The organism is Streptomyces sp. NPDC001594 (genome assembly GCF_042893675.1).
Classification (GTDB): Bacteria; Actinomycetota; Actinomycetes; order Streptomycetales; family Streptomycetaceae; genus Streptomyces.
The window spans coordinates 111,777-132,992 of the sequence record NZ_JBIAVB010000019.1; the positions used below are offsets into that span (position 1 = coordinate 111,777).

Here is a 21,216-nt window from a genome sequence, read left to right on the forward strand (position 1 = left end):
TGGAGCACATCACTGCTGTTCAGAGAGGGACTGCCGGGCGATCAGGTCGAGCACCTCGCGGCCGGCGCCGACCAGGTACATGTGGTCGCCGGGGAATTCCGCCCAAGTGAAGCCGGCGGTGGTCGCCGCCCGCCACTGGCGGGCCTCCTCGGCGCTGACCAGTCCGTCGTCGGCGCCGCGCAGCGAGCAGATCGGCACCGCGAGCGGTTCGTCGGTGCTGGGGACGTAGCTCTCGTGCATCTCGCAGTCGGCCTGCAGGACGGGGAGGATCAGCTCCCGCATCTCCGGGTGGTCCAGGGCCTCGTGCCGGAAGCCCGCGAACTCCTCGACCCTGGCCAGGAACTCCTCGTCGGGCAGGCCGGCGGCGCGGCGTTCGCGCTGGGTCCAGGGGCCGGGCGAGCCGCTGACGACCAGCCGTTCGACGTGGACGCCGCGCTCGCCCAGCAGGTGGGCCAGCTCGTAGGCGAGGACGGCGCCCAGGCTGTGCCCGAACAGGACGGTCCGGCCGCCTTCGCCGAGGTCGGCGACGACCTCGTCGATCACGCCCTTGGCGGCTTCCTGGACGTTGCGGTAGGGCTCCTCCAGGATCCGCCGCTCGCGGCCCGGCAGCTCCACCGAGGTGACGCGCCAGCGGTCGGCGGCCAGTCCCCGCCAGGGGTGGAAGAAGGAGGGGCCGGCGCCCGCGAACGGGACGCACAGCAGGGTGGTCCGCGTCATCGCGACCAGCTCCGATCATCGGTTGCGTGGGCGGCCCGGCTCGTCATGCCAGGTCCGCCAGCTTGGCGTTGAGGACCTCGAAGACCTCGGACACGGGTCCGGGCAGGTTCATCTCGTGGTGGGTGGCGGCCACGTCGTGCTCCTCGATGGTGCCCAGGACGTAGGGGCGCCACAGGTGGGCGTACATCTCGTCCTTGAGGGTGGCGTGGAAGAAGACGATGTCGCCGTCGTAGACGGGGGATTCCCAATCCATCATCAGGTTGGTGTTGTTGGCGAGGACCTTCGACATGTTGTCCAGGAACTCCTGCTGGTTCCCGGTGCCGATGTACTGGCCGAAGAAGTCCTCGAGCTCGTCGCGGTAGTCCTCCACCGTCTTGTCGCGGTGGATGTCCGACCAGCCCTGGCCGCCCGGCTGGGAGTCGAGGACCGCCGTCAGCGCGATCTCGTGGCCGCGCCGGTCCAGGCCGGCGGCGACGGCCTGGACGAGGGTGCCGCCGTAGGACCAGCCGACCAGGTTGAAGGGCCCTTCGGGCTGGACCGCCAGCATCTCCTCGATGAAGTGGTCGACCATCTCGTCGATGGACTCCACCAGCGGGGCCCGGCCGTCGGCGCCGCGCGACTGGAGGGCGTAGGCCTGCCGGCCCTGCACGTGCGTGACGAAGCTGAAGTAGGCCCAGCCCAGCCCGCCCCCGCCGTGGAAGAACCACAGCGGCTTCTTCCCGGTGCCGGGGTCGCTGTTGAGGGGCAGGACGACGCCGAACGGGTCGGCGACCTCGTCGGGGACGGCTCCGGCGAGCAGCAGGGCGGCGAGCTCGGCCACCGTCGGGAACTTGATGATCGTCCGCAGCGGCAGTTCGACGTCGAAGTCCTTGCGGATGCGGACGCTGAGCCGGGTGGCGAGCAGGGAGTGGCCGCCGAGGGCGAAGAAGTCGTCGTCGACGCCGACGTGCTCCAGGTCGAGCAGTTCGCGGAAGACGGCGGCGAGCCTCTCCTCGTGGGAGTTGCGCGGCGCCCCGCCGGCGGCCGCGGCCGGTCCGTGCCCGTCGGGCAGGGCCTGCCGGTCGAGCTTGCCGTTGGGGGTCAGCGGGATCTCGGCGAGGGGCACCAGCGCGGCGGGCACCATGTAGTCCGGGAGGCGTCCGCGCAGGTGGGCGGTGAGCTCGGGGAGCAGTGCGGCGGGGTCGGCCGCGTCCGCGGCGGGGACCACGTAGCCGACGATGCTCCGGTCGCCCTGGCGGTTCTCGCGGACCACGACGGCCGCCCGGGCCACGTCGGGGTGGCCGGCGAGGACGTGCTCGATCTCGCCGAGTTCGATGCGGAAGCCGCGGACCTTGACCTGGTGGTCGGTGCGGGCGAGGTACTCCAGGGCGCCCGTCTTGTTCCACCGCACCAGGTCGCCGGTGCGGTACATGCGGGCGCCGGCGGGGCCGAACGGGCAGGGCACGAAGCGTTCGGCGGTCAGGTCCGGACGGTCCTGGTAGCCGCGCGCGAGTCCGTCTCCGGCGATGTACAGCTCGCCCTGGACCCCGCGCGGGACGGGGCGCAGCCGCGCGTCGAGCACGTACACCTGCGTGTTGCCGATCGGGGTGCCGATGGAGACGCCCGCGCCTGCCTTGAGGGGGGCGGTGGTGGACCAGGTGGTGGTCTCGGAGGGGCCGTACCAGTTGCCGGCCTCGGCGGCCTGTTCGGCGAGGGTCTCGGCGAGGCGCAGCGGGACGGCCTCGGCGCCGGTGATGATCCGCAGGCCGCGGGCGGCGTCGGGTTCGTGGGCGAGCAGCATCTGCCAGAAGCCGGGGGTGGCCTGGACGACGGTGACCGCGTGGCGGCGCAGCAGGGCCGTCATGGCCGCCGGGTCGGTGACGGTCTCCTTCCTCGCCAGGACCATGGTGGCGCCGCACACGAACGGCAGGTACAGCTCGGTGTTGGCCATGTCGAAGGAGACGGTGGTGCTGAACAGCATCCGGTCGGCGGCGGTCAGCGGGAACCGGCGCCCGGCGGCGGCCAGGAAGTTGGCGACGGCGCCGCGCGGGATGGCCACGCCCTTGGGGGTGCCGGTGGAGCCGGAGGTGTAGATGACGTACTGGCTGTTGTCGGGGCGGACGTCCACCTCGGGCGGGGTGTCCGGCCAGTGCTCCCAGTCGGCGGCGGCCAGGGTGTCGGCGTCGAGGACGAGGGCGGGCCGGGCCTGGTCGAGGACGAAGTCGGTGCGCGAGCGCGGGTGGTCGGGGTCGACGGGGATGTAGGCGCCGCCGGCCTTGAGGACGGCGAGCAGGGCCACCGGCAGGTTGGCGGTGCGGGGCAGGATGACGGCGACCAGCGACTCGGGGCGCACGCCGCGGCTGACGAGCCAGTGCGCGAGCCGGTTGGAGCGGGACTCCAGCTCGCGGTAGGTGAGCGTCTCCTCCTCCGCGATGACGGCGGGGGCGTCGGGGGCGGCCTCGGCCTGCCGGCGCAGGGCCTGGGCCAGGCCGCCGTCGAGGGTGGGTTCGGCGGTGTCGTTGACCTCGGTCAGCAGCAGTTCCCGTTCGCCGTCGACGAGGACGTCGACCTCGCTGATGCGGACCTGCGGGTCGGCGGCGAGCTGCTGCAGGACGCGGGCGTAGCGGGCGGCCATGTCCTCGACCGTGTCCCGGTCGAAGAGGTGGGTGGCGTAGGAGATGTCGCCGCGCAGGGCGCCGGTCTCGTCGGTGGTCATGCTGAAGAACACGTCGACCTGGGTGGTCGCGAGGAGGGCCTGGCGGTACTCGACGTCGAGGCCGTCGAGTGCGAGGGACCACTTCTCGGTGTTCTGCCAGCCGCACATCACCTGGAAGAACGGCCGGTAGGCGGCGGAGCGGTCGGGGTTGAGCTGTTCGACCAGTACCTCGAAGGGCACGTCCTGGTTCTCGTAGGCGGTCAGCGCCTTGTCGCGGACCTGGGCGAGGAGGGCGGCGAAGGTGGGGTCGCCGGACAGGTCCATGCGGATGACCAGGTTGTTGACGAAGCAGCCGATGAGGTCGTTCAGGGCCTCGTCGGTCCGGCCGGCGATGGGGGTGCCGACGGGGATGTCCTCGCCGCCGCCGAGCTTGCCGAGCAGGACGCCGAGGGCGGCCTGCATGACCATCGACATGGTCAGCCCGCGCCCGTCGGCGAGCTTCTGCAGTCCGGCCATGACCTCGGCGGCCACGGGGATGGGGACGGCGTCGCCGTCGGTGCCGCCCTCCACGGAACGGGGGCGGTCCAGCGGGAGGTCGAGCGGCTGGGGCACGCCCTCCAGTTCCCGGCGCCAGTAGGCGACCTGCTGGGCGCCCAGGCTCTGCGGGTCGGCGAGGTCGCCGAGGACCTCGCGCTGCCACATGGTGAAGTCCTTGTACTGGACGGGCAGCGGCTCCCAGCCGGGCGCCCGGCCGGCCCGGCGGGCGTTGTAGGCGGTGGCCAGGTCGCGGGCGAGGGGGGCGCCCGAGCTGCCGTCGGAGGCGATGTGGTGGATGACGAGGACCAGGACGTGCTCCTCGGGCGCGGAGCGCAGCAGCCGGGCCCGCAGGGGGATCTGCGTCTCCAGGTCGAACCAGTGGGCGACGGTCTCGTCGACGGCGGCGGAGACGCCCTCGGGCGCCACGTCCGCGACCGGCACGGACACCTGCGCCAGCGCCTCGTCCAGCGGGAGGATCAGCTGGTAGGGCTCTCCGTCCTCGTCCGTGCGGTAGACGGTGCGCAGGATCTCGTGCCGGTCCACCAGGTCGCCCAGCGCCGCGAGGAGGGCCTCCCGGTCCAGGGGCCCGGTCAGCCGGAACGCCGAGGAGATGTTCCAGGTCTCCGCACCCTCCAGCTGGTGCAGGAACCATGTGCGTCGTTGCACGAAGGACAGCGGGATCATTGCTTCTCTCCTCATACGAACATCCGGCGCAGACCGGGGCGGCGCGCGGCGGCCGATTCCGCCAGCCAGGGTGCGAGGGCGGCGACGGTGGGCAGGTCGAAGATCTTGCGGATGGGTATCTCCAGCCCCAGCTCGGCACGGGCGCGGCTGATGAGCCGGGTGGCGAGCAGGGAGTGCCCGCCGAGCTCGAAGAAGCCGTCGTCGATGCCGACCCGCTCCAGGCCGAGGACCTCGGCGAACAGCGCGGCCAGGGACTCCTCGCGGGCGCTGCGGGGGGCCCGGTAGGGGGCTCCGGTGAACTCGGGCTCGGGCAGCGCGGCCCGGTCCAGCTTGCCGTTGGGCATCAGCGGCAGCCGTTCCAGGAGCACGAAGGCGGACGGGACCATGAAGTCGGGCAGCCGCTCGGCGGTGGAGCGGCGCAGCTCCTCGGCGGTCAGGGCGCCCGCCGGGACCGCGTACGCGACGAGCTGCTGCCCGCCGCCGGGGCCCGGCCGGGCGACGACGGCCGCCTGGGCGACGGCGGGGTGCGCGGTGAGCGCGGCCTCGACCTCGCCGGGTTCGACGCGGAAGCCGCGCACCTTGACCTGGGCGTCGCCGCGGCCCGCGTACTCCAGCTGGTCGTCGTCGTTCCAGCGGGCCAGGTCTCCGGTGCGGTACATGCGGGCGCCGGGCGGCCCGAAGGGGTCGGCGACGAAGCGCTCGGCGGTGAGGTCGGCGCGGCCCTGGTAGCCGCGGCCCAGGCTGCCGCCGACGTACAGTTCGCCGGTCGCGCCGTGCGGCAGCGGGGCCAGGTCGGGGCCCAGGACGTAGGCCCGCATGCCCCCGAGGGGGGTACCGACGGGGGCGCTGCCGGAGCGGCTCCCGCCCTGGGCGGGGACGGTGGCGGCGGTGGCGTAGAAGGACTCGCTCTGCCCGTAGGCGTTGACGACCCGGACGCCGGGGAAGGCGGCGCGGACCTTCTCGGCCAGTGCGGTGGGCAGGGCCTCGCCGGCGAAGACGACCGTCTCGACCTCGGTGCGGCCGGCGATGGTGTCGAGGAGTTCGGCGAAGGCGGAGGGGACGGTGGAGATGACGGAGCCGCGCCAGCCGTCCTTGCGCTCGCCCAGGACCAGGACGTCCCGGACCAGTTCGACGGTCCCGCCGGCGGCGAGGGTGGTGACGATCTCGAACACCGAGACGTCGAAGTTGACGGAGGTGCCCGCGAGGAGCCGCTTGCCGGGCTCCATCCCCACGACGGGGGCGAGTCGGCGGACGCCGTTCACGATGGCGGCGTGGGTGATGGCGACGCCCTTGGGCTTCCCGGAGGAGCCGGAGGTGTACATCACGTACGCCAGCTGGTCCGGGCGGAGCCGGGGCGCCGGGGCGGCGGCGTCCGGGGCCTCGCCGAGCCGGTCGAGGAGGAGGGCGGGGGCCTCGTGCTCCGGCAGGGCGGCGGCCGTGGCGGAGTCCGTCAGGACCAGGTGCGGGCGGGCCTCGGCGAGGATGGCCGCCAGGCGGTGGCTCGGGTAGCGGGGGTCGGCCGGCAGGTAGGCGCCGCCCGCCTTGAGGATCGCGAGGAGGGCGACGACCAGTTCCGCCGAGCGGGGCAGGGCCAGCGCGACCAGCGACTCCGGGCCCACCCCGTGTGCGGCCAGGACCCGGGCCAGGGCGTCGGCGCGGGAGTCGAGTTCGCGGTAGGTGAGGGTCTCGTCCTCGGTGACCAGGGCGGGCTCGTCCGGGGTGCGGGCGGCCTGGGCCCCGAGCAGGCCGGGGACGGTGGTGTCCGGGGCGGGTTCGGGGGCCGGGTTGAGGCCGGTGAGCAGCCGTTCGCGTTCGGCCGGGTCCAGGACCTCCAGGTGCGCGGCCGTGAGCTGCGGGGTGGCCGCCAGCTGCCGCAGGACGCGGACCAGGCGGGCCGCGACGGCCTGCGCCGCGTCCCGGTCGAAGACGCCGGGCGCGTACTGGAGGATCAGCTGGAGGTGCGGGTCGACGGCGGCCATCAGGGCCAGCGGGTAGTTGGTGGCGGTGGCCGGGCGCAGGCCGGTGAAGGCGATGCCGTCCGCGGCGGCGCTCGCGGCGCCGAGGCCCTCGCGGTCGACCGGGTAGGACTCGAAGACGAACAGCGTGTCGAAGAGGGACGGCCGGCCGAGGGCCTGCTGGATCTCGGTGAGCCCGAGGTGGTGGTGGTCCAGGAGGGCGGCCTGCCGGTCCTGGAGCCGGGTGAGGATCTCGGCGAGGGTGTCGCCGGGGGCGTACGCGACGCGGACGGGAAGGGTGTTGATGAACATCCCGACCATCGCGTCCACGTCCGGCACGGCGGGCGGGCGGCCGGAGACGGTGGCGCCGAACACCACGTCCCGGCGGCCGGTGAGCCGGCCGAGGAGCAGCGCCCAGGCGCCCTGGACCAGGGTGTTGACGGTGACGCCCAGTTCGGCGGCGCGGGCCGCGAGGGCGCGCGCCTCCTCGGCGGGGAGGTCCACGTCGAGCTGGGCGACGCCCTGTTCGCCGACGCCCTCGGAGCCGGGGGCGAGCAGGGTGGGCTCCTCGGCCCCGTCGAGTTCGGCGGTCCACGCGCGGAGGGACTCCTCGGTGTCCTGCCGGGCCCGCCAGGTCAGGAAGGCGTCGAAGCCGGGGGCGGCGGGCAGGGCGGAGCCGTCGCCGCGGGAGCCGTAGAGCAGCAGCAGGTCCCGCATCAGCAGGGGGGTGGACCAGCCGTCGAACAGGACGTGGTGGGAGGTCATCACGAGGTCGGCGCGGCCGGGTTCCACGACGACGAGGGAGAGCCGGAAGAGGGGCGGGGCGTCCAGGTCGAAGTGGGCGGCCCGGTCCTCGGTGAGGAACCGTTCGAACTCCTCGGTGCGTACGTCCTCCCCGGTCCCGGTCAGGTCGAGGTACCGCCAGGGCAGGACGACCCCGGCGGCCGGGACGGCCTGGACGAGGTCTCCGTCGGCCCGGGCCACGTAGGCGGCGCGCAGGCCCGGGTGGCGTTCCAGGAGGGCCTGTCCGGCGCGGCGCATGCGGTCGGGGTCGACGTCGCCGGAGAGGTGGAAGACCAGCTGGTTGTGGTACGGGTCGAAGGAGGTGCCGGCGAGCTGGGAGTGGAAGAGCATCCCGGACTGGGTGGCGGTGGTCGGCCGGATCTCGGCGAGCCGTCCGTAGCGGGCCTCCCAGCCGTCGATCTCCTCCTGGTTCACGCCGGCCAGGGGCGCGTCGGAGGGGGTCAGCCCGCCGGCGCCGGGGGTGGCGGCGTGGCGGGCCAGGGCGGTCAGGGCCCGGACCCACAGCAGGGCCAGTTCGGTCACCTCCTCGCGGGAGAGGAGCCCGGTCGGGAAGGTGAAGGAGGCCGTCAGCTCCTCGCCCCCGGGGCCGGGGGCGGCCACGGCCTCGATCTCCAGGCCGGAGGGCAGCGGCAGGGCGGCGTCCGGGGCGGCGCTCAGGTCCGGGTGGGCGGGCTCGACGGCCCAGCCCAGGCCGCGCAGGTCTTCGGGCAGCTCGGCGCCGGAGGTCCGGCCGAGGTAGCCGAACCCGATGCGCGGGGCGGGGGCGTCGGGGCCGGGGAGGTGGGCGGCCGCGGCCCGGACCTGCTCCTTGACGGCCTTCAGGGCCCGGCCGGCGGCCGGTCCGGCGGCGAGCGCCTCCGCGAGGTCGAGGCCGGTCAGGTCCAGCCGGGCGGGGAAGACCGGGGTGAACGGGCCGACGGTGCGGGTCAGGTCGGCGCCGGGCACCAGTTGCTCGGGCCGCTCCCGCGCCTCCAGCCGGACCGGGGCGGGCGCCGCCGGCAGGCCGCGCGCCGCGCGCCAGTGGGCCAGCGCCAGGGCGAACGCGGTGACCAGGCCGTCCTCGGCGCCGGTGCGCAGCAGCGCGGGCAGCCGGTCCAGCAGGGTGGCCGTGACCTCGGCCGGTACGCGCACCCGCACCCGGTCGGCGGCGCCGGTGCCGGGTGCCTGGCGGGGGCCGAAGGGCGACTCCTCCTCGTGCGGGGTCTGCTGCGGCTGCGGCTGCGGGGCCGGGGCGGCTTCGGCCAGGGCGTGGGCCCAGCGGCGGTAGGAGGTGCCGGTGCGGGGCAGGGCGGGGGTGCGGCCCTCGCGCGCCTGCTGCCGGGCGCGGACCAGGTCGGCGGTCAGGATCCGCCAGGACACCGGGTCCACGGCCAGGCGGTGGGCGACGACGAGCAGCCGTCCCGCGTCCTGGGCGCCGGGCGCGGCGGTGAGCCGGACGAACTGCGCCATCACGCCCGCGTCCGGGTCCAGGCGGGCCGCGGCCGCGTCGAGCGCGCCCTGCACGGCCTCCTCGCCGGTGTCCGCGCCGGGGACCTCGCGCAGCAGGGCGCGCGCGTCCAGGGTGCCGGGGGGCTCGATGAGCAGGCCCGGCTCGTCGCGGTCGAGGCGGGCGCGCAGGACGTCGTGCCGGTCGAGGAGGGCCTGGACGGCGGCGACGAGTTCCTCGTGGGTGACGCCCTCGGGCAGGGTGAGCACCGTGGAGGCGTACGGCCGGCCGAGGGCGCCGGGGTCCGTGAGGAGGCGGTGGGCGTGCGGGGGCAGCGGGGCCCGGCCGGTGCCGCCGCCGGGCAGTTCGGGCAGGGCGGGGCCCTCCTCGTTCCGCTCGTCGACCAGTTCCACGAGCCGGGCGACGGTGCGGTGTTCGAAGATCTCCCGCACGGTGACGGCCGTGCCGCGGGCCTTGGCGCGGGCGACGACCTGGATGGAGCGGATGCTGTCGCCGCCGAGGGCGAAGTAGTCGTCGTCGATGCCGACCCGTTCCAGGCCGAGGACTTCGGCGAACAGCGCGCAGAGGGTCTCCTCGCGCGCGTTGCGCGGCGCGCGGCCGGTGGAGACCTGCGCGTAGTCCGGGACGGGCAGGGCCCGGCGATTGAGCTTGCCGTTCGGGGTCAGCGGGATCTCCGCGAGCGGGACGATCGCGGTGGGCACCATGTAGTCCGGCAGGTGTCCGCGCAGGTACTCCGGCAGCCGGGCCAGCAGCGGGCCGATCGAGCCGGCCAGCGAGGGGTCGTTCGCCCGGATCCGGCCGCCGGCTCCGCCGGGCGCGGCGGCGAAGGCGGCGACGGCGGCGTCCGGCCCGGCCTGGCCCGGGGGCAGCAGGACCAGGTCGAAGTGGCGGGCGTCCTCGCCGGACCAGGTGACGACGGCTTCGGCGCCCAGGCCGCGCACCGCGCGCCGCAGCTCCTCCGGGTCGGCGGAGGCGGGGACGGGCAGGGGCGCCGGGGCGAGGACCCCGGCCGCGACGGCCGCCGCGGCCTCCCCGTCCAGCCGCGCGTTGGGGATGCCCGTCACCCGCAGCGGGCCCTCCCGGTCCACGGCGGCGGCGAGTTCGGCGAGTTCGGCGAGGCCGGAGTCCTGCCGGAGGCTCCAGGGCACGGCCGGGACGCCGGTCAGGTCGAGCACCCGGGCCGGGTCCTGGTGCAGCACGACCTCGTAGCGGTGCCGGGTCAGTTCGTTGTGCTCCGGGACCGGCTTGAGCCGGATGTCGGCGGCGGCGCCGTGCTCCCGCGCCCAGGCGGTGAACCACTCGGGGGCGACCACCAGCTCCCGTTCGGCGAACAGGGCCTTCTCCACCAGGCTGCGCAGTTCCTCGGGGGCCGCGTAGGGGTGAGCCGCGCGCTGGGTCGCGGTGAGCAGCATGCGCAGCGTCGCGGCGTTGCGGACGTCGCCGACGACCACCCGGCCGCCCGGCGCGAGGAGGTCCATCACCTGGCGCAGCACCCGGTCCAGGTAGCCGGCGCTCGGGAAGTACTGGACGACGGAGTTCAGGACGACCGTGTCGAACCTGCCGCGGGGCAGCCCGGACACGTCGTCCGCGGGCTGGGCGCTGAGCCGGACCCGCGCGCCGTGGCCGGCCTGTTCGGCCTGGCGGCGGACCCGGTCGACGACGGTGGCCGAGATGTCGGTGCCCCAGTACTCCTCGACCTCGCCGACGATCTTCGCCAGCAGCAGGCCGGAGCCGACGCCGATCTCCAGCACACGGCGCGGCGCGTACCGCAGGACCTGGGCCACCGCCGCGTCCTGCCAGGCGCGCATCTGCTCGCGCGGGATCGGTTCGCCGTCGTAGGAGGAGGTCCACAGTTCGAAGTCCTCGCCGAGCGCCTCGTCCCCGGAGCCGGCGTAGCTGTCGTCGTAGACCTGGCGCCACTCGTCCACCTGGGCGTCGGCGTCGGCGCCGGCCGCCGCCCCGTCCGGGTCGGGCACCACGTAGCCCACCAGGCGCTTGTCGCCCTCCTGGTCCTCGCGCACGACGACCACGGCCTGGGCGACGCCTTCGTGCCCGGCCAGCACGTTCTCGATCTCGCCGAGTTCGATGCGGAAGCCGCGCACCTTCACCTGGAAGTCGGTCCGCCCGACGTACTCCAGGCGGCCTTCGGCGGACCAGCGCACCAGGTCGCCGGTGCGGTACATGCGGGCGCCGGCGGGGCCGAACGGGCAGGCCGTGAACCGCTCGGAGGTCAAATCGGGGCGGCCCTGGTAGCCGCGCGCCAGCCCGTCCCCGGCGATGTACAGCTCGCCCTGGACCCCGCGCGGGACGGGGTTCAGCCGGGCGTCGAGCACGTACACCCGCGTGTTGCCGATGGGCGCGCCGATGGACACGCCGCTGCCGGCCGCGACGGGGGCCATGGTCGACCAGATGGTGGTCTCGGTGGGGCCGTAGACGTTGGACACCTCGGCGGCCGCGCCGGCCAGGGTGTCGGCCAGCCGGGCCGGGAGGGCCTCGCCGCCGGTCAGGACCCGCAGGCCCGTGGCGGCGTCCGGCTCGTGCATCAGCAGCATCTGCCAGAACGCCGGGGTGGCCTGCGCCACGGTGACCCGGTGGCGGCGCAGGAGCGCGAGGGTCTCCGAGGGGTCGGCGAGGGTGTCCTTCCCGGCGAGGACGACGGCCGCGCCGCTCACCAGCGGCAGGTACAGCTCGAGCGCCGCGATGTCGAAGGAGACGGTGGTCACCGCGAGCCACCGGTCGGCGGGGGTGAGCGGGACCCGGCGGCCCATCGTGGCGAGGAAGTTGTCCAGGGCGCCGCGCGGGACGGCGACGCCCTTGGGGTTGCCGGTGGAGCCCGAGGTGTAGATGACGTACGCGGTGTTGTCCGGGGAGGCCTGCGGCAGGGGGGCCGGGCCGGGGTCGGCCGCCTCTTCGCGTGCGGTGGCGAGGGCGTCGGCGTCGAGGACGAGCGCCGGGCGGCAGTCCGCGAGGATGTAGTGGATGCGCGACTGGGGGTGGTCGGGGTCGACGGGCACGTAGGCGGCGCCGGTCTTGAGCACCGCCAGCAGGGCGACGACGAGGTCGGCGGAGCGGGGCAGCCGGACGGCGACCAGGGATTCGGGCCGCACCCCGCGGCCGGCCAGCCAGTGCGCCAGCCGGGCGGCCCGCTCCTCCAGTTCGGCGTAGGTCAGCGTCGTGTCCTCGCCGATGACGGCGGGGGCGTCCGGTGCCGTGCGGGCCCGGCGGGCCACGGCCTCCACCAGGCCGGGTTCCAGGGTCGGTTCGGCGGTGTCGTTCGCGGTGCGCAGCAGCCAGTCCCGCTCGTCCGCGTCGAGGACGTCGAGGTCGGCGAGGCGCAGGGCGGGGTCGGCGACCGCCTGCTCCAGGATGCGCACGAAGCGGGCGACGATCGCTTCGGCCGTGGGGTGGTCGAAGAGTTCCGCCGCGTACTCCAGGCGGCCGTGGGCGCGGCCGGCGGCGTCCGGGACGATGTTGAAGAACAGGTCGAACTTGGCGGTGTCGGTGCCCAGGGCGACGGGGGTGACCCGCAGCCCGGGCATCCGGATCTCCGGCCAGACGAACTGCCAGGCCAGCATCACCTGGAACAGGGGCTGGTAGGAGGTGGAGCGGTCCAACCCGATGAGCTCGACCAGCCGTTCGAAGGGGACGTCCTGGTTGTCGTAGGCGGCGAGGGCCTTCTCGCGGGCCTGGTCCAGCAGGGCGGCGAAGGAGGGGTTGCCCGACAGGTCGGCGCGCAGCACCCAGGTGTTGACGAAGAAGCCGATCAGGTCGGCGAGGGCTTCCTCGGTGCGTCCCTCGATGGGGCTGCCGATGGTGACGTCCTCGCCGCCGCCGAGCTTCTGGAGCAGGACCGCGAGGGCGGCCTGGGCGACCATGGGGGCGGTGGCGCCGTGTTCGGCGGCCAGTTTCCCGAGCCGGGTGACGAGTTCGGGTTCCAGCTCGAAGGAGACGTGTCCGCCTCGGTGGCTCGCGACGGCCGGGCGGGGCCGGTCCAGGGGCAGGCTGACCGGCTGGGGGACGTCGGCGAGTTCGCGGCGCCAGTGGTCGAGCTGGGCGGCCGCGATGCTCTGCGGGTCGTCCTCGTCGCCCAGGAGCTGCCGCTGCCACAGCGTGTAGTCCTTGTACTGCACTTCGAGGGGCGCCCAGCCGGGCTCCTCGCCCGCGTGGCGGGCGGTGTAGGCCTCCATCAGGTCGCGCAGGAAGGGGCCCATGGAGGCGCCGTCCGCGGCGATGTGGTGGAAGACGAACGCGAGGACGTGCTCCTGCGGTGCGGTGCGGAAGACGGTCGCCCGCAGGGGCAGCTCGGTGTCCAGGTCGAAGGGCTCGGCGACGGCCGCGCGCAGCGCCCCGTCCACCGCGTCCGCGGCCACGTCGGTCACCCGCAGGCCCGGGTCGGCCTCCCGGGGGGCGAGGATCCGCTGCTCGGGCGTCCCGTCGGCGTCCTCTTCGATCAGGGTGCGCAGGCTCTCGTGCCGGGCGACGACGTCCCGTACGGCGGCGGCCAGGGCGCCCGTGTCCAGGGGCCCGTCCAGGCGCAGGACGAACGGGATGTTGTAGGTCGCGGAGGGGCCCTCCAGGCGGTGGAGGAACCACATCCGGCGTTGCGCGGGGGACAGGGGGATCATCGGGCCTGCTCCGATACGGTCATCTGGCCCAGTCGGGGGCGCAGCTGGGGGCGGTTCGACGTCGGTGCCGACTCGGCCGCTTCCGCGATCCGTTCCGCGAGTCCGGCGACGGTCGGGTTGCGGAAGACCGTCGTGACCTTCACGTCGACGTGGAGGGCGTTGCGGATGCGGCCGGTGAGCCGGGTGGCCAGCAGCGAGTGGCCGCCGTGGTCGAAGAAGTCGGCGTCGATGCCGATCTCGTCCAAGCCGAGCAGCTCGGCGAAGAGCCGGCAGAGGGCTTCCTCGGTGGGGTTGCGCGGGCCGCGTCCGGGCTCGGCCGGGGCGGGGAGGTCGGGCGCCGGGAGCGCCTTGCGGTCGAGCTTGCCGCTGGGGGTGGAGGGGAGCTCGTCGAGCGGTACGACGGCCGAGGGGACCATGTAGGCCGGCAGGTGCTCGCGGGCCAGGTCGGTCAGGGCGGCCGGGTCGAGGCGGCCGGGGGTGCGGCCGGCGGCCGGGACCACGTAGGCGACCAGGCGCTGGTCGCCGGGGCGGTCCTCGCGGACCAGGGCGACGGCGCTCTCGACGTCGGGGTGCGCGGCGATGACCTGTTCGATCTCGCCGAGCTCGATGCGGAAGCCGCGGAGCTTGACCTGGAAGTCGGAGCGGCCGATGTACTCGACCTGGCCGTCGGCGTTCCAGCGGACGACGTCGCCGGTGCGGTACATCCGGCCGCCCGGCTCGCCGTAGGGGCAGGCGACGAAGCGTTCGGCGGTGAGGGCGGTCTGGCCGAGGTAGCCGCGGGCCAGTCCGGTGCCGGCCAGGTACAGCTCGCCGGGGACGCCGGGGGCGACGGGGCGCAGGGCCGCGTCGAGGACGTAGACCCGGGTGTTCCACACGGGGGCGCCGATCGGCACCCGGTCGGCTCCGGGTACGTGGCGGTGGGCGGTGACCTCGACGGAGGCCTCGGTGGGCCCGTAGAGGTTGTACACGCCGAGGTCCGGCAGGAGGGCGGCGACCTTGTTGGCCAGGGCGGGCGGGAAGGCCTCGCCGGCGACCTCGATCCAGCGCAGGCTGTCGCAGTCCTTGGCGGCGGGCTCGCCGGCGAAGGCCTCCAGCAGGGAGGGCACGAAGTCGGCGCCGGTGACGCGCTCGCGCCGGATCAGGTCGGCGAGGTAGGCGGGGTCGCGGCGCCCGTCGGGGCGGGCGACGACCACGGCGGCGCCGGCCTGGAGGGGGGCGAAGATCTCCGGCACCGAGACGTCGAAGCTCGCGGTGGTGCTGAGCAGGATCCGGTCCTCGGGGGTGACCTCGAAGTGGGACAGGCCCCACGCCAGCCGGTTCATGATGGCCCGGTGGGCGACCTGGACGCCCTTGGGGCGGCCGGTGGAGCCGGAGGTGAAGATGACGTACGCGGCGTGGTCCGGGGTGAGCGCGGTCTGCGGGTCGGTGTCCGGGCGGCCGGAGACGTCGGGGAGGTCGGCGTCGAGGACGAGCAGCGGGTCGGCGGTGTCGAGGACGAGCCGGACCCGGTCCTCGGGCAGTTCGGTGTCGACGGGCACGTAGGCGGCGCCCGCCTTGACCACGGCGTAGATCGCCACCATCAGGTCGACGGAGCGCGGGATCCGGACGGCGACCAGCCGCTCGGGGCCGGCGCCCCGCTCGATCAGCCAGTGCGCGAGGCGGTTGGCGCGGCGGTTGAACTCGGCGTAGCTGAGGGTCTCGTGCTCGCCGATCAGCGCCACCCGGTCGGGGGTGCGCCGCACCTGGGCTTCGAAGGCGCCGGGCAGGGTGTCGTCCGCGACGGGGTGCGCGGTGTCGTTGAGGCCCTCGGTCAGCCGGTGGCGTTCGTCCGCGGAGAGGACGTCGACGGCGCCGACGGGGGTGTCGGGGTCCTCCAGGAGCCGCTCCAGGACGCGGACCAGCCGGGCGGCGACGGCTTCGGCGGCCGCGCGGTCGAAGAGGGTGGTCTGGTAGTCGAGGGAGAGGCGCAGGTAGGGGTCGGAGGAGTTGAGGGTGAGCGGGTAGTGGGAGCCGGCGAAGGGTCGGATGGCGTCGATGGCCAGGCCCGCCGACTCGTTGGCCAGGGCGATGCCCTCGCGGTCGATCGGGTAGTTCTCGAAGACGACGATGGTGTCGAACAGCGAGGGCAGTCCGACGCCGCGCTGGATGTCGGCGAGGCCGTAGTAGTGGTGGTCCAGGAGGGAGATCTGCCGGTCCTGGAGGTCGGTGACGACCCGGGCCAGGGTGTCGCCGGGCCGGCAGCGGACGCGGGTGGGGAGGGTGTTGATGAACAGGCCGACCATCTCGTCCGATCCGGCCAGGTCGGCGGGGCGGCCGTTGACGGCGGCGCCGAAGACCACGTCGTGCTGACCGGTCAGCTTGGAGAGGACCACGGCCCAGGCGCCCTGGAGGAGGGTGTTGAGGGTGACGCCGAGTCCGGCGGCGCGGCGGGCGAGTTCGCGGCCCTGGTCGATGGTGAAGGGGACCTCGACGCGGCCGAGGGCGGTGGCCTCGCCCTCGGCGGTGCGGTCGGCGGCCACGAGGGTGGGCTGCTCGAAGCCGTCGAGTTCCTCCTGCCAGCGGGCGGCCGAGGCCTGCCGGTCCTGGCGGGACAGCCAGGCCAGGTAGTCGCCGTAGCCGCGGACGGCGGGGAGCTCCTCGTCGCCGGCGTAGAGCTGGACCAGGTCCTTGATGACGAGCGGCGAGGACCAGCCGTCGAACAGGGTGTGGTGGGCGGTGACGATCAGCTTGGCCCGGTCGGGCCCGCAGGTGAGCAGGGCCAGCCGGAACAGCGGGGGCCGGGTGGGGTCGAGCTGGTCGGCGCGGTCGTCGGCGAGGGCCCGGTCGAGGGCGGCGTCCTGCTCGGCGTCGGTGCGGCCGGTCAGGTCGAGGTGGCGCCAGGGCACGGCGACGTGCTCGGCGACGACCTGGACCGGGTCGCCGCCGTCGGCGGCGAGGAACGCGGAGCGCAGGTTGGGGTAGCGGTCCAGGAGGGCCTGGCCGGCCGCCCGCATGCGGGCGGGGTCCACGGGTCCGGACAGGTGCAGCACGAACTGCATGTGGTAGACGTCGAAGGTGCCGTCGGCGAGGGCCGCCTGGAACTGGATGCCGGACTGGCCGGGGGCCTGCGGCCAGACCTGGACGAGGCGGCCGTAGCGTTCCTCCCACTCCTCGATCTCCCGCTGGTGCACGGTGACCAGGGGGGCGTCGGAGGGGGTGAGCCCGCCGGCCTCCGGGCGGGCGGCGTGGGCGGCGAAGCCGTGCAGCACCTCCACCCACAGGTCGGCGAGTTCGGCGGCCCGCTCGCGGGAGAGGACCCCGGTGGGGAACATGAAGACGGTCTGGAGGCGGGCGCCCTCGTCGGTGTCCGTGACGACGGAGTTGACCTCCAGGGCGGACAGCACGGGCAGGTCCGGGTCGGGCATCGGGACCAGTTCGGCGGACCAGTCGGACGGGGCCCAGCCCTGGCCGCGCAGGTGCTCGGGCACGTCGGCGTCGGAGATCCGGCCGAGGTAGTTGAAGCCGATCTGCGGGGCCGCGTACTCCTCCAGCTGGACGGCGGTCTCCGGGTTGAGCCAGCGCAGCAGCCCGTAGCCGAGGCCCTTGCCGGGGACCTCGCGCAGCTGCTCCTTGACCCGCTTGACGGCGGCGCCGGCCGCGGGGCCGCCGGCCAGCGCCTCGGCCAGGTCCAGGCCCGCCACGTCGACCTTCGCCGGGTACATGCTGGTGAACCAGCCGACGGTGCGCGAGAGGTCGGCGCCGGGGACGGCGTCCTCCTCGCGGCCGTGGCCCTCCAGCCGGACCAGGGTCGAGCGCTGGTCGCCGCGCCAGCGGCCCACGGCGAGGGCGAGGGCGGCGAGCAGCACGTCGGTGCCGGTGGCGCGGAAGGCGGCGGGGAGGCGGGTCAGGACCGCCTCGGTGACGTCGGCGGGCAGCTGGACCCGTACGGTGTCGAGGGTGGACACGGTGTCCACGGCCGGGTCGAAGGCCCGCTCGCCCAGCGGGAGGTTGGCGGACTCCAGCACGTCGCGCCAGTGGTCGAGTTCCTCCTCGCGCTCCGGGGAGAAGGCCGCGTCGTCCAGGGCGGCCGCCCAGCGGCGGGCGGAGGTGCCGACGGCGGGCAGGGCGGGGGTGCGGCCGGAGCGGACCTCCTGCCAGGCCTCGGCGAGGTCCGCCATGAGGATGCGCCAGGAGACGCCGTCCACCACGAGGTGGTGCAGGACCAGCAGGAGCCGGCCCTCGCCGGAGCCGGCGGCGAACCAGACGAAGTCCGCCATGGTGCCGGCGGCCGGGTCGAGCCGGTCGGCCGCGGCCTCCAGTTCCGCCTTGGCCGCCGCCAGGGCGGCGGGGTCGTCCCAGCCGCCGGTGACGGGGACGCGGCGGAGCAGGTCCGCCGCCCGGACGGTGCCCTCGGGGCGTACGAGGAGGGAGGGCTCGCCGGCGTCGCGCACGAGCCGGGAGCGCAGCAGGTCGTGCCGGTCGAGCACGGCGTCGAGGGTGGCGGCCAGGGCCGCCTCGTCGATGCCCTCGGGCAGGTCCACGACGAGTGACATGGCGAAACGGTTCAGCCCGCCGCCGTGCTCGAACACGTGCCGCGCCACCGGCTGGAGCGGCAGCGGACCGACGCCGCCGCCCTCCGGTTCCGCGAGGACGGGCACCCGGTCCCGGCGGTCGGCGGCGGCCTCGGCCAGCCGGGCCGCCGTACGGCATTCGAAGATCTCGCGGGTGGTGACGTCCAGGCCCCGGGCCCGGGCCCGGGCCACGACCTGGATCGAGCGCAGGCTGTCGCCGCCCACGGCGAAGAAGTCGTCGTCCACGCCGACCCGGTCGACGCCGAGCACGTCGGCGTAGGCGGCGGTGATGATCCGCTCGGCCTCGGTGCGGGGCTCTCGGTAGGCCCCGCCCAGGAACTCCGGTTCGGGCAGCGCCGCCCGGTCGAGCTTGCCGGTCGGGCCCAGCGGCAGCCGGCCGACGGCCACGAAGGCCGAGGGCACCATGTAGTCGGGCAGCCGGGCGGCGGTGAACTTGCGCAGTTCGGCGGACGAGGCGCCGGCCTGCACGTCCACGTCGCCGATGCCGCCGGCCCCGTCGTCGCCGACGGCCCCCTCGCCGGTGTGGACCACGTACGCGACGAGCCGCTTGCCGCCCGCGGGCACCTCGCGGGCGATGACCACGGCCTCGCTGATGCCGGGGTGCGCGGTGAGCGCCGCCTCGACCTCGGCGGTCTCGATGCGGAAGCCGCGCACCTTCACCTGGCCGTCGCCGCGGCCGACGCACTCCAGCCGGCCGAGGGCGTCCCAGCGGGCGAGGTCGCCGGTGCGGTACATCCGTTCGCCGGGCGGCCCGAAGGGGCTGGCGACGAAGCGCTCGGCGGTCAGGCCCGGGCGGCCGTGGTATCCGCGGCCGAGGCAGGCGCCGACCACGTACAGCTCGCCGACCACGCCCTGCGGGACGGGGGTGAGTCCCGGGCCCAGCACGTAGGCGCGCATGTTGCCCAGCGGGGTGCCGATGGGCGCGACCTCGCCCCCGGCCCACTCCTCGGAGGCGGGCAGGGAGTACGCGGTGGCGTAGAAGCTCTCGCTCTGTCCGTAGGAGTTGACGATCTGCGCGCCGGGCAGGGCCTCGCGCAGCTGCCGCACCAGCCGGGCCGGGAGCACCTCGCCGGCGAGGACGACGCTGCGCACCTCGGGCGCCTTGTCCAGCCGGCCGGCCAGCTCGGCGAGGACCGAGGGGACCCCGCTGAGGACGTGGCCGTCCCAGCCGTCCCGGTCGGCGAGGGCCAGGGCGTTGTCCACCAGCTCGGCGGTGCCGCCGGTGGAGAGGGTGGTGAGCAGCTCGAAGACCGAGACGTCGAAGTTGACGGAGGTGCCGCAGAGCATCGTCCAGCCGGGCTCCACGTCGAGGACGCGCACCAGCTCCCGGACGCCGTTGACCACGCCGCGGTGGGTGATCGCCGCGCCCTTCGGCTTGCCGGTGGAGCCGGAGGTGTACATCACGTACGCCAGGTTGTCCGGTGCCGGCGCGGTCCGGTCGAGGGGGCCGGGCGCCCAGGCCGCGCGGTCGGCGACGTCGAGGACGGGGATCTCGTGCGGCGGCAGCTCCCGGGCGGTGGCGGTGTCGGTCAGCACCAGCTTCGGGCGGGCCTCGGCCAGCACGGTCCGCGCCCGTCCGGCGAGGTACTGCGGGTCCAGCGGGACGTAGCCGGCGCCGGACTTCAGGATGCCGAGCAGGCCCGCGACGAGCTCCTCGGTGCGCGGCAGGGCCAGCGCCACCAGGTCCTCGGGGCCCGCGCCGCGCCGCGCCAGCTCCCGGGCGACGGCGTCGGCCCGCAGGTCCAGCTCCCGGTAGGTCAGCGTGCGGCCGTCGCACACGAGCGCCGGGGCGTCGGGCGTCCGGGCGGCCTGCTCCTCGAACAGCTGCGGCACGGTCAGGGCGGGCAGCTCGACGGCGGTGTCGTTGAACCGGCCGAGCAGGCGCTCGCGTTCGGCCGCGTCGAGCACGTCGACGGAGCCGACGGCGCGGTCCGAGCCGGCCACGAGGGCCTCCAGGACGCGCACGAACCTGGCCGCGAGGGTTTCGACGGTGGCCCGGTCGAAGAGGTCGGTGGCGTACTCCAGCCGGACGCCCGCCCCTCCGGTGCCGTCGGGGATCATGTTGAAGAACAGGTCGAACTTGGCCGTCCCGGTCTCCAGCGTCTCGGCCTCGGCCTCCAGGCCCGGGAACTCCAGCGCTCCCAGGGGCTCCTGCCAGGCGAGCATCACCTGGAAGAAGGGGTGGTAGGCGATGGACCGGTCGGGGTTGAGCAGTTCCACCAGCCGTTCGAAGGGGATGTCCTGGTGGTCGTAGGCGGCCAGGGCCCGGTCCCGGACCCGCCGGAGCAGCTCGCGGAAGGTGGGGTTGCCGGAGAGGTCGACGCGCAGCACCCAGGTGTTGACGAAGAAGCCGACGAGGTCGCGCAGTTCCTCGTCGGTGCGGCCGGCGATGGGGGCGCCGATGGGGATGTCGTCCCCGCAGCCGAGGTGGTGCAGGAGCACCGCGAGCGCCGAGTGCATGACCATGGAGACGGTGAGGTCCTGCTCGGCGGCCAGCTTCTCCACGGCGGCCAGCAGGTCCGGCCCGACGGGGAAGCGGACCAGGCCGCCGTCGGGGGCGGTGCGCTGCGGGCGCGGGCGGTCCGTCGGGAGGGCCAGCGGCTGTGCCATGCCGTCCAGGGCCTCGCGCCAGTACGCCAGCTGTCCGGCGGCCAGGCTCTCGGGGTCGGACTCGTCGCCGAGGACGTCCTGCTGCCACAGCGTGTAGTCCGCGTACTGGACGGGCAGCGGCTCCCAGGCCGGGGCCGCGCCCTGCTTGCGGGCCGCGTACGCCTCGGTGAGGTCGCGCAGCAGCGGTCCGAGGGACTCCCCGTCCAGGGCGATGTGGTGGACCACGAGCACGAGGGTGTGCTCGCGGGGGCCGGTCCGCAGGAGCGTGGCGCGGATGGGGGTGTCGGCGGCCAGGTCGAAGGTCTGCTTGGCCGCCCGGTCGACCGCCGCCGCCCGCTCGTGGGGGGCGGTGTCGACGGCCGGCAGGGTGACGGGCCGCTCCCCGGACGCCAGGACCCGCTGGTGCGGGATCCCGTCGTCGCCCTCGGCGATCACCGTGCGGAGGACCTCGTGCCGGTCGACGACGTCGCGGAGCGCCGCTTCGAGGGCGCCCGCGTCCAGCTCACCGGTCAGCCGCAGGGCGAACGCGCCGTTGTAGGTCGGGGAAGGGCCTTCGAACCGGTCCACGAACCACAGCCGGCGCTGCGCGAACGACAACGGGATCATTGTGTCTCCAAATTCGGCGAACCAG

At 74.9% G+C, this 21,216-nt stretch carries 4 protein-coding genes; all 4 read right to left on the reverse strand.

The genetic code is table 11. The features are described 5' to 3' along the window. Nucleotides 1–9: 9 nt before the first annotated feature. The 4 genes from ACFY0O_RS31610 to ACFY0O_RS31625 are packed head-to-tail and all read right to left on the reverse strand — an operon-like array spanning nucleotide 10 to nucleotide 21,191. On the reverse strand, nucleotides 10–717 hold the full coding sequence (locus ACFY0O_RS31610; protein WP_388953016.1) for a thioesterase II family protein: 708 nt from the start codon (nucleotides 715–717) through the stop codon (nucleotides 10–12). 43 nt (nucleotides 718–760) lie between these two features. After that, complete coding sequence (locus tag ACFY0O_RS31615) at nucleotides 761–4,573, reverse strand: amino acid adenylation domain-containing protein (RefSeq protein WP_388953019.1); 3,813 nt, start codon at nucleotides 4,571–4,573, stop codon at nucleotides 761–763. Between the two features lie 11 nt (nucleotides 4,574–4,584). Further along, the gene (locus tag ACFY0O_RS31620) at nucleotides 4,585–13,404 is read right to left on the reverse strand and encodes an amino acid adenylation domain-containing protein (protein WP_388953022.1); all 8,820 of its coding nucleotides are present in this window, start codon (nucleotides 13,402–13,404) and stop codon (nucleotides 4,585–4,587) included. Next, nucleotides 13,401–21,191 (reverse strand): amino acid adenylation domain-containing protein, encoded by a 7,791-nt coding sequence (locus tag ACFY0O_RS31625; protein WP_388953024.1) that lies wholly within the window; start codon nucleotides 21,189–21,191, stop codon nucleotides 13,401–13,403. Before ACFY0O_RS31625 ends, ACFY0O_RS31620 begins: the two co-directional genes overlap by 4 nt. Nucleotides 21,192–21,216 lie beyond the last annotated feature (25 nt).

Coding starts and splice junctions, on each gene's coding strand:
- ACFY0O_RS31610 (WP_388953016.1), bottom strand. CDS start 717: ATGACGCGGACCACCCTGCTGTGCGTCCCGTTCGCGGGCGCCGGCCCC.
- ACFY0O_RS31615 (WP_388953019.1), bottom strand. CDS start 4,573: ATGATCCCGCTGTCCTTCGTGCAACGACGCACATGGTTCCTGCACCAG.
- ACFY0O_RS31620 (WP_388953022.1), bottom strand. CDS start 13,404: ATGATCCCCCTGTCCCCCGCGCAACGCCGGATGTGGTTCCTCCACCGC.
- ACFY0O_RS31625 (WP_388953024.1), bottom strand. CDS start 21,191: ATGATCCCGTTGTCGTTCGCGCAGCGCCGGCTGTGGTTCGTGGACCGG.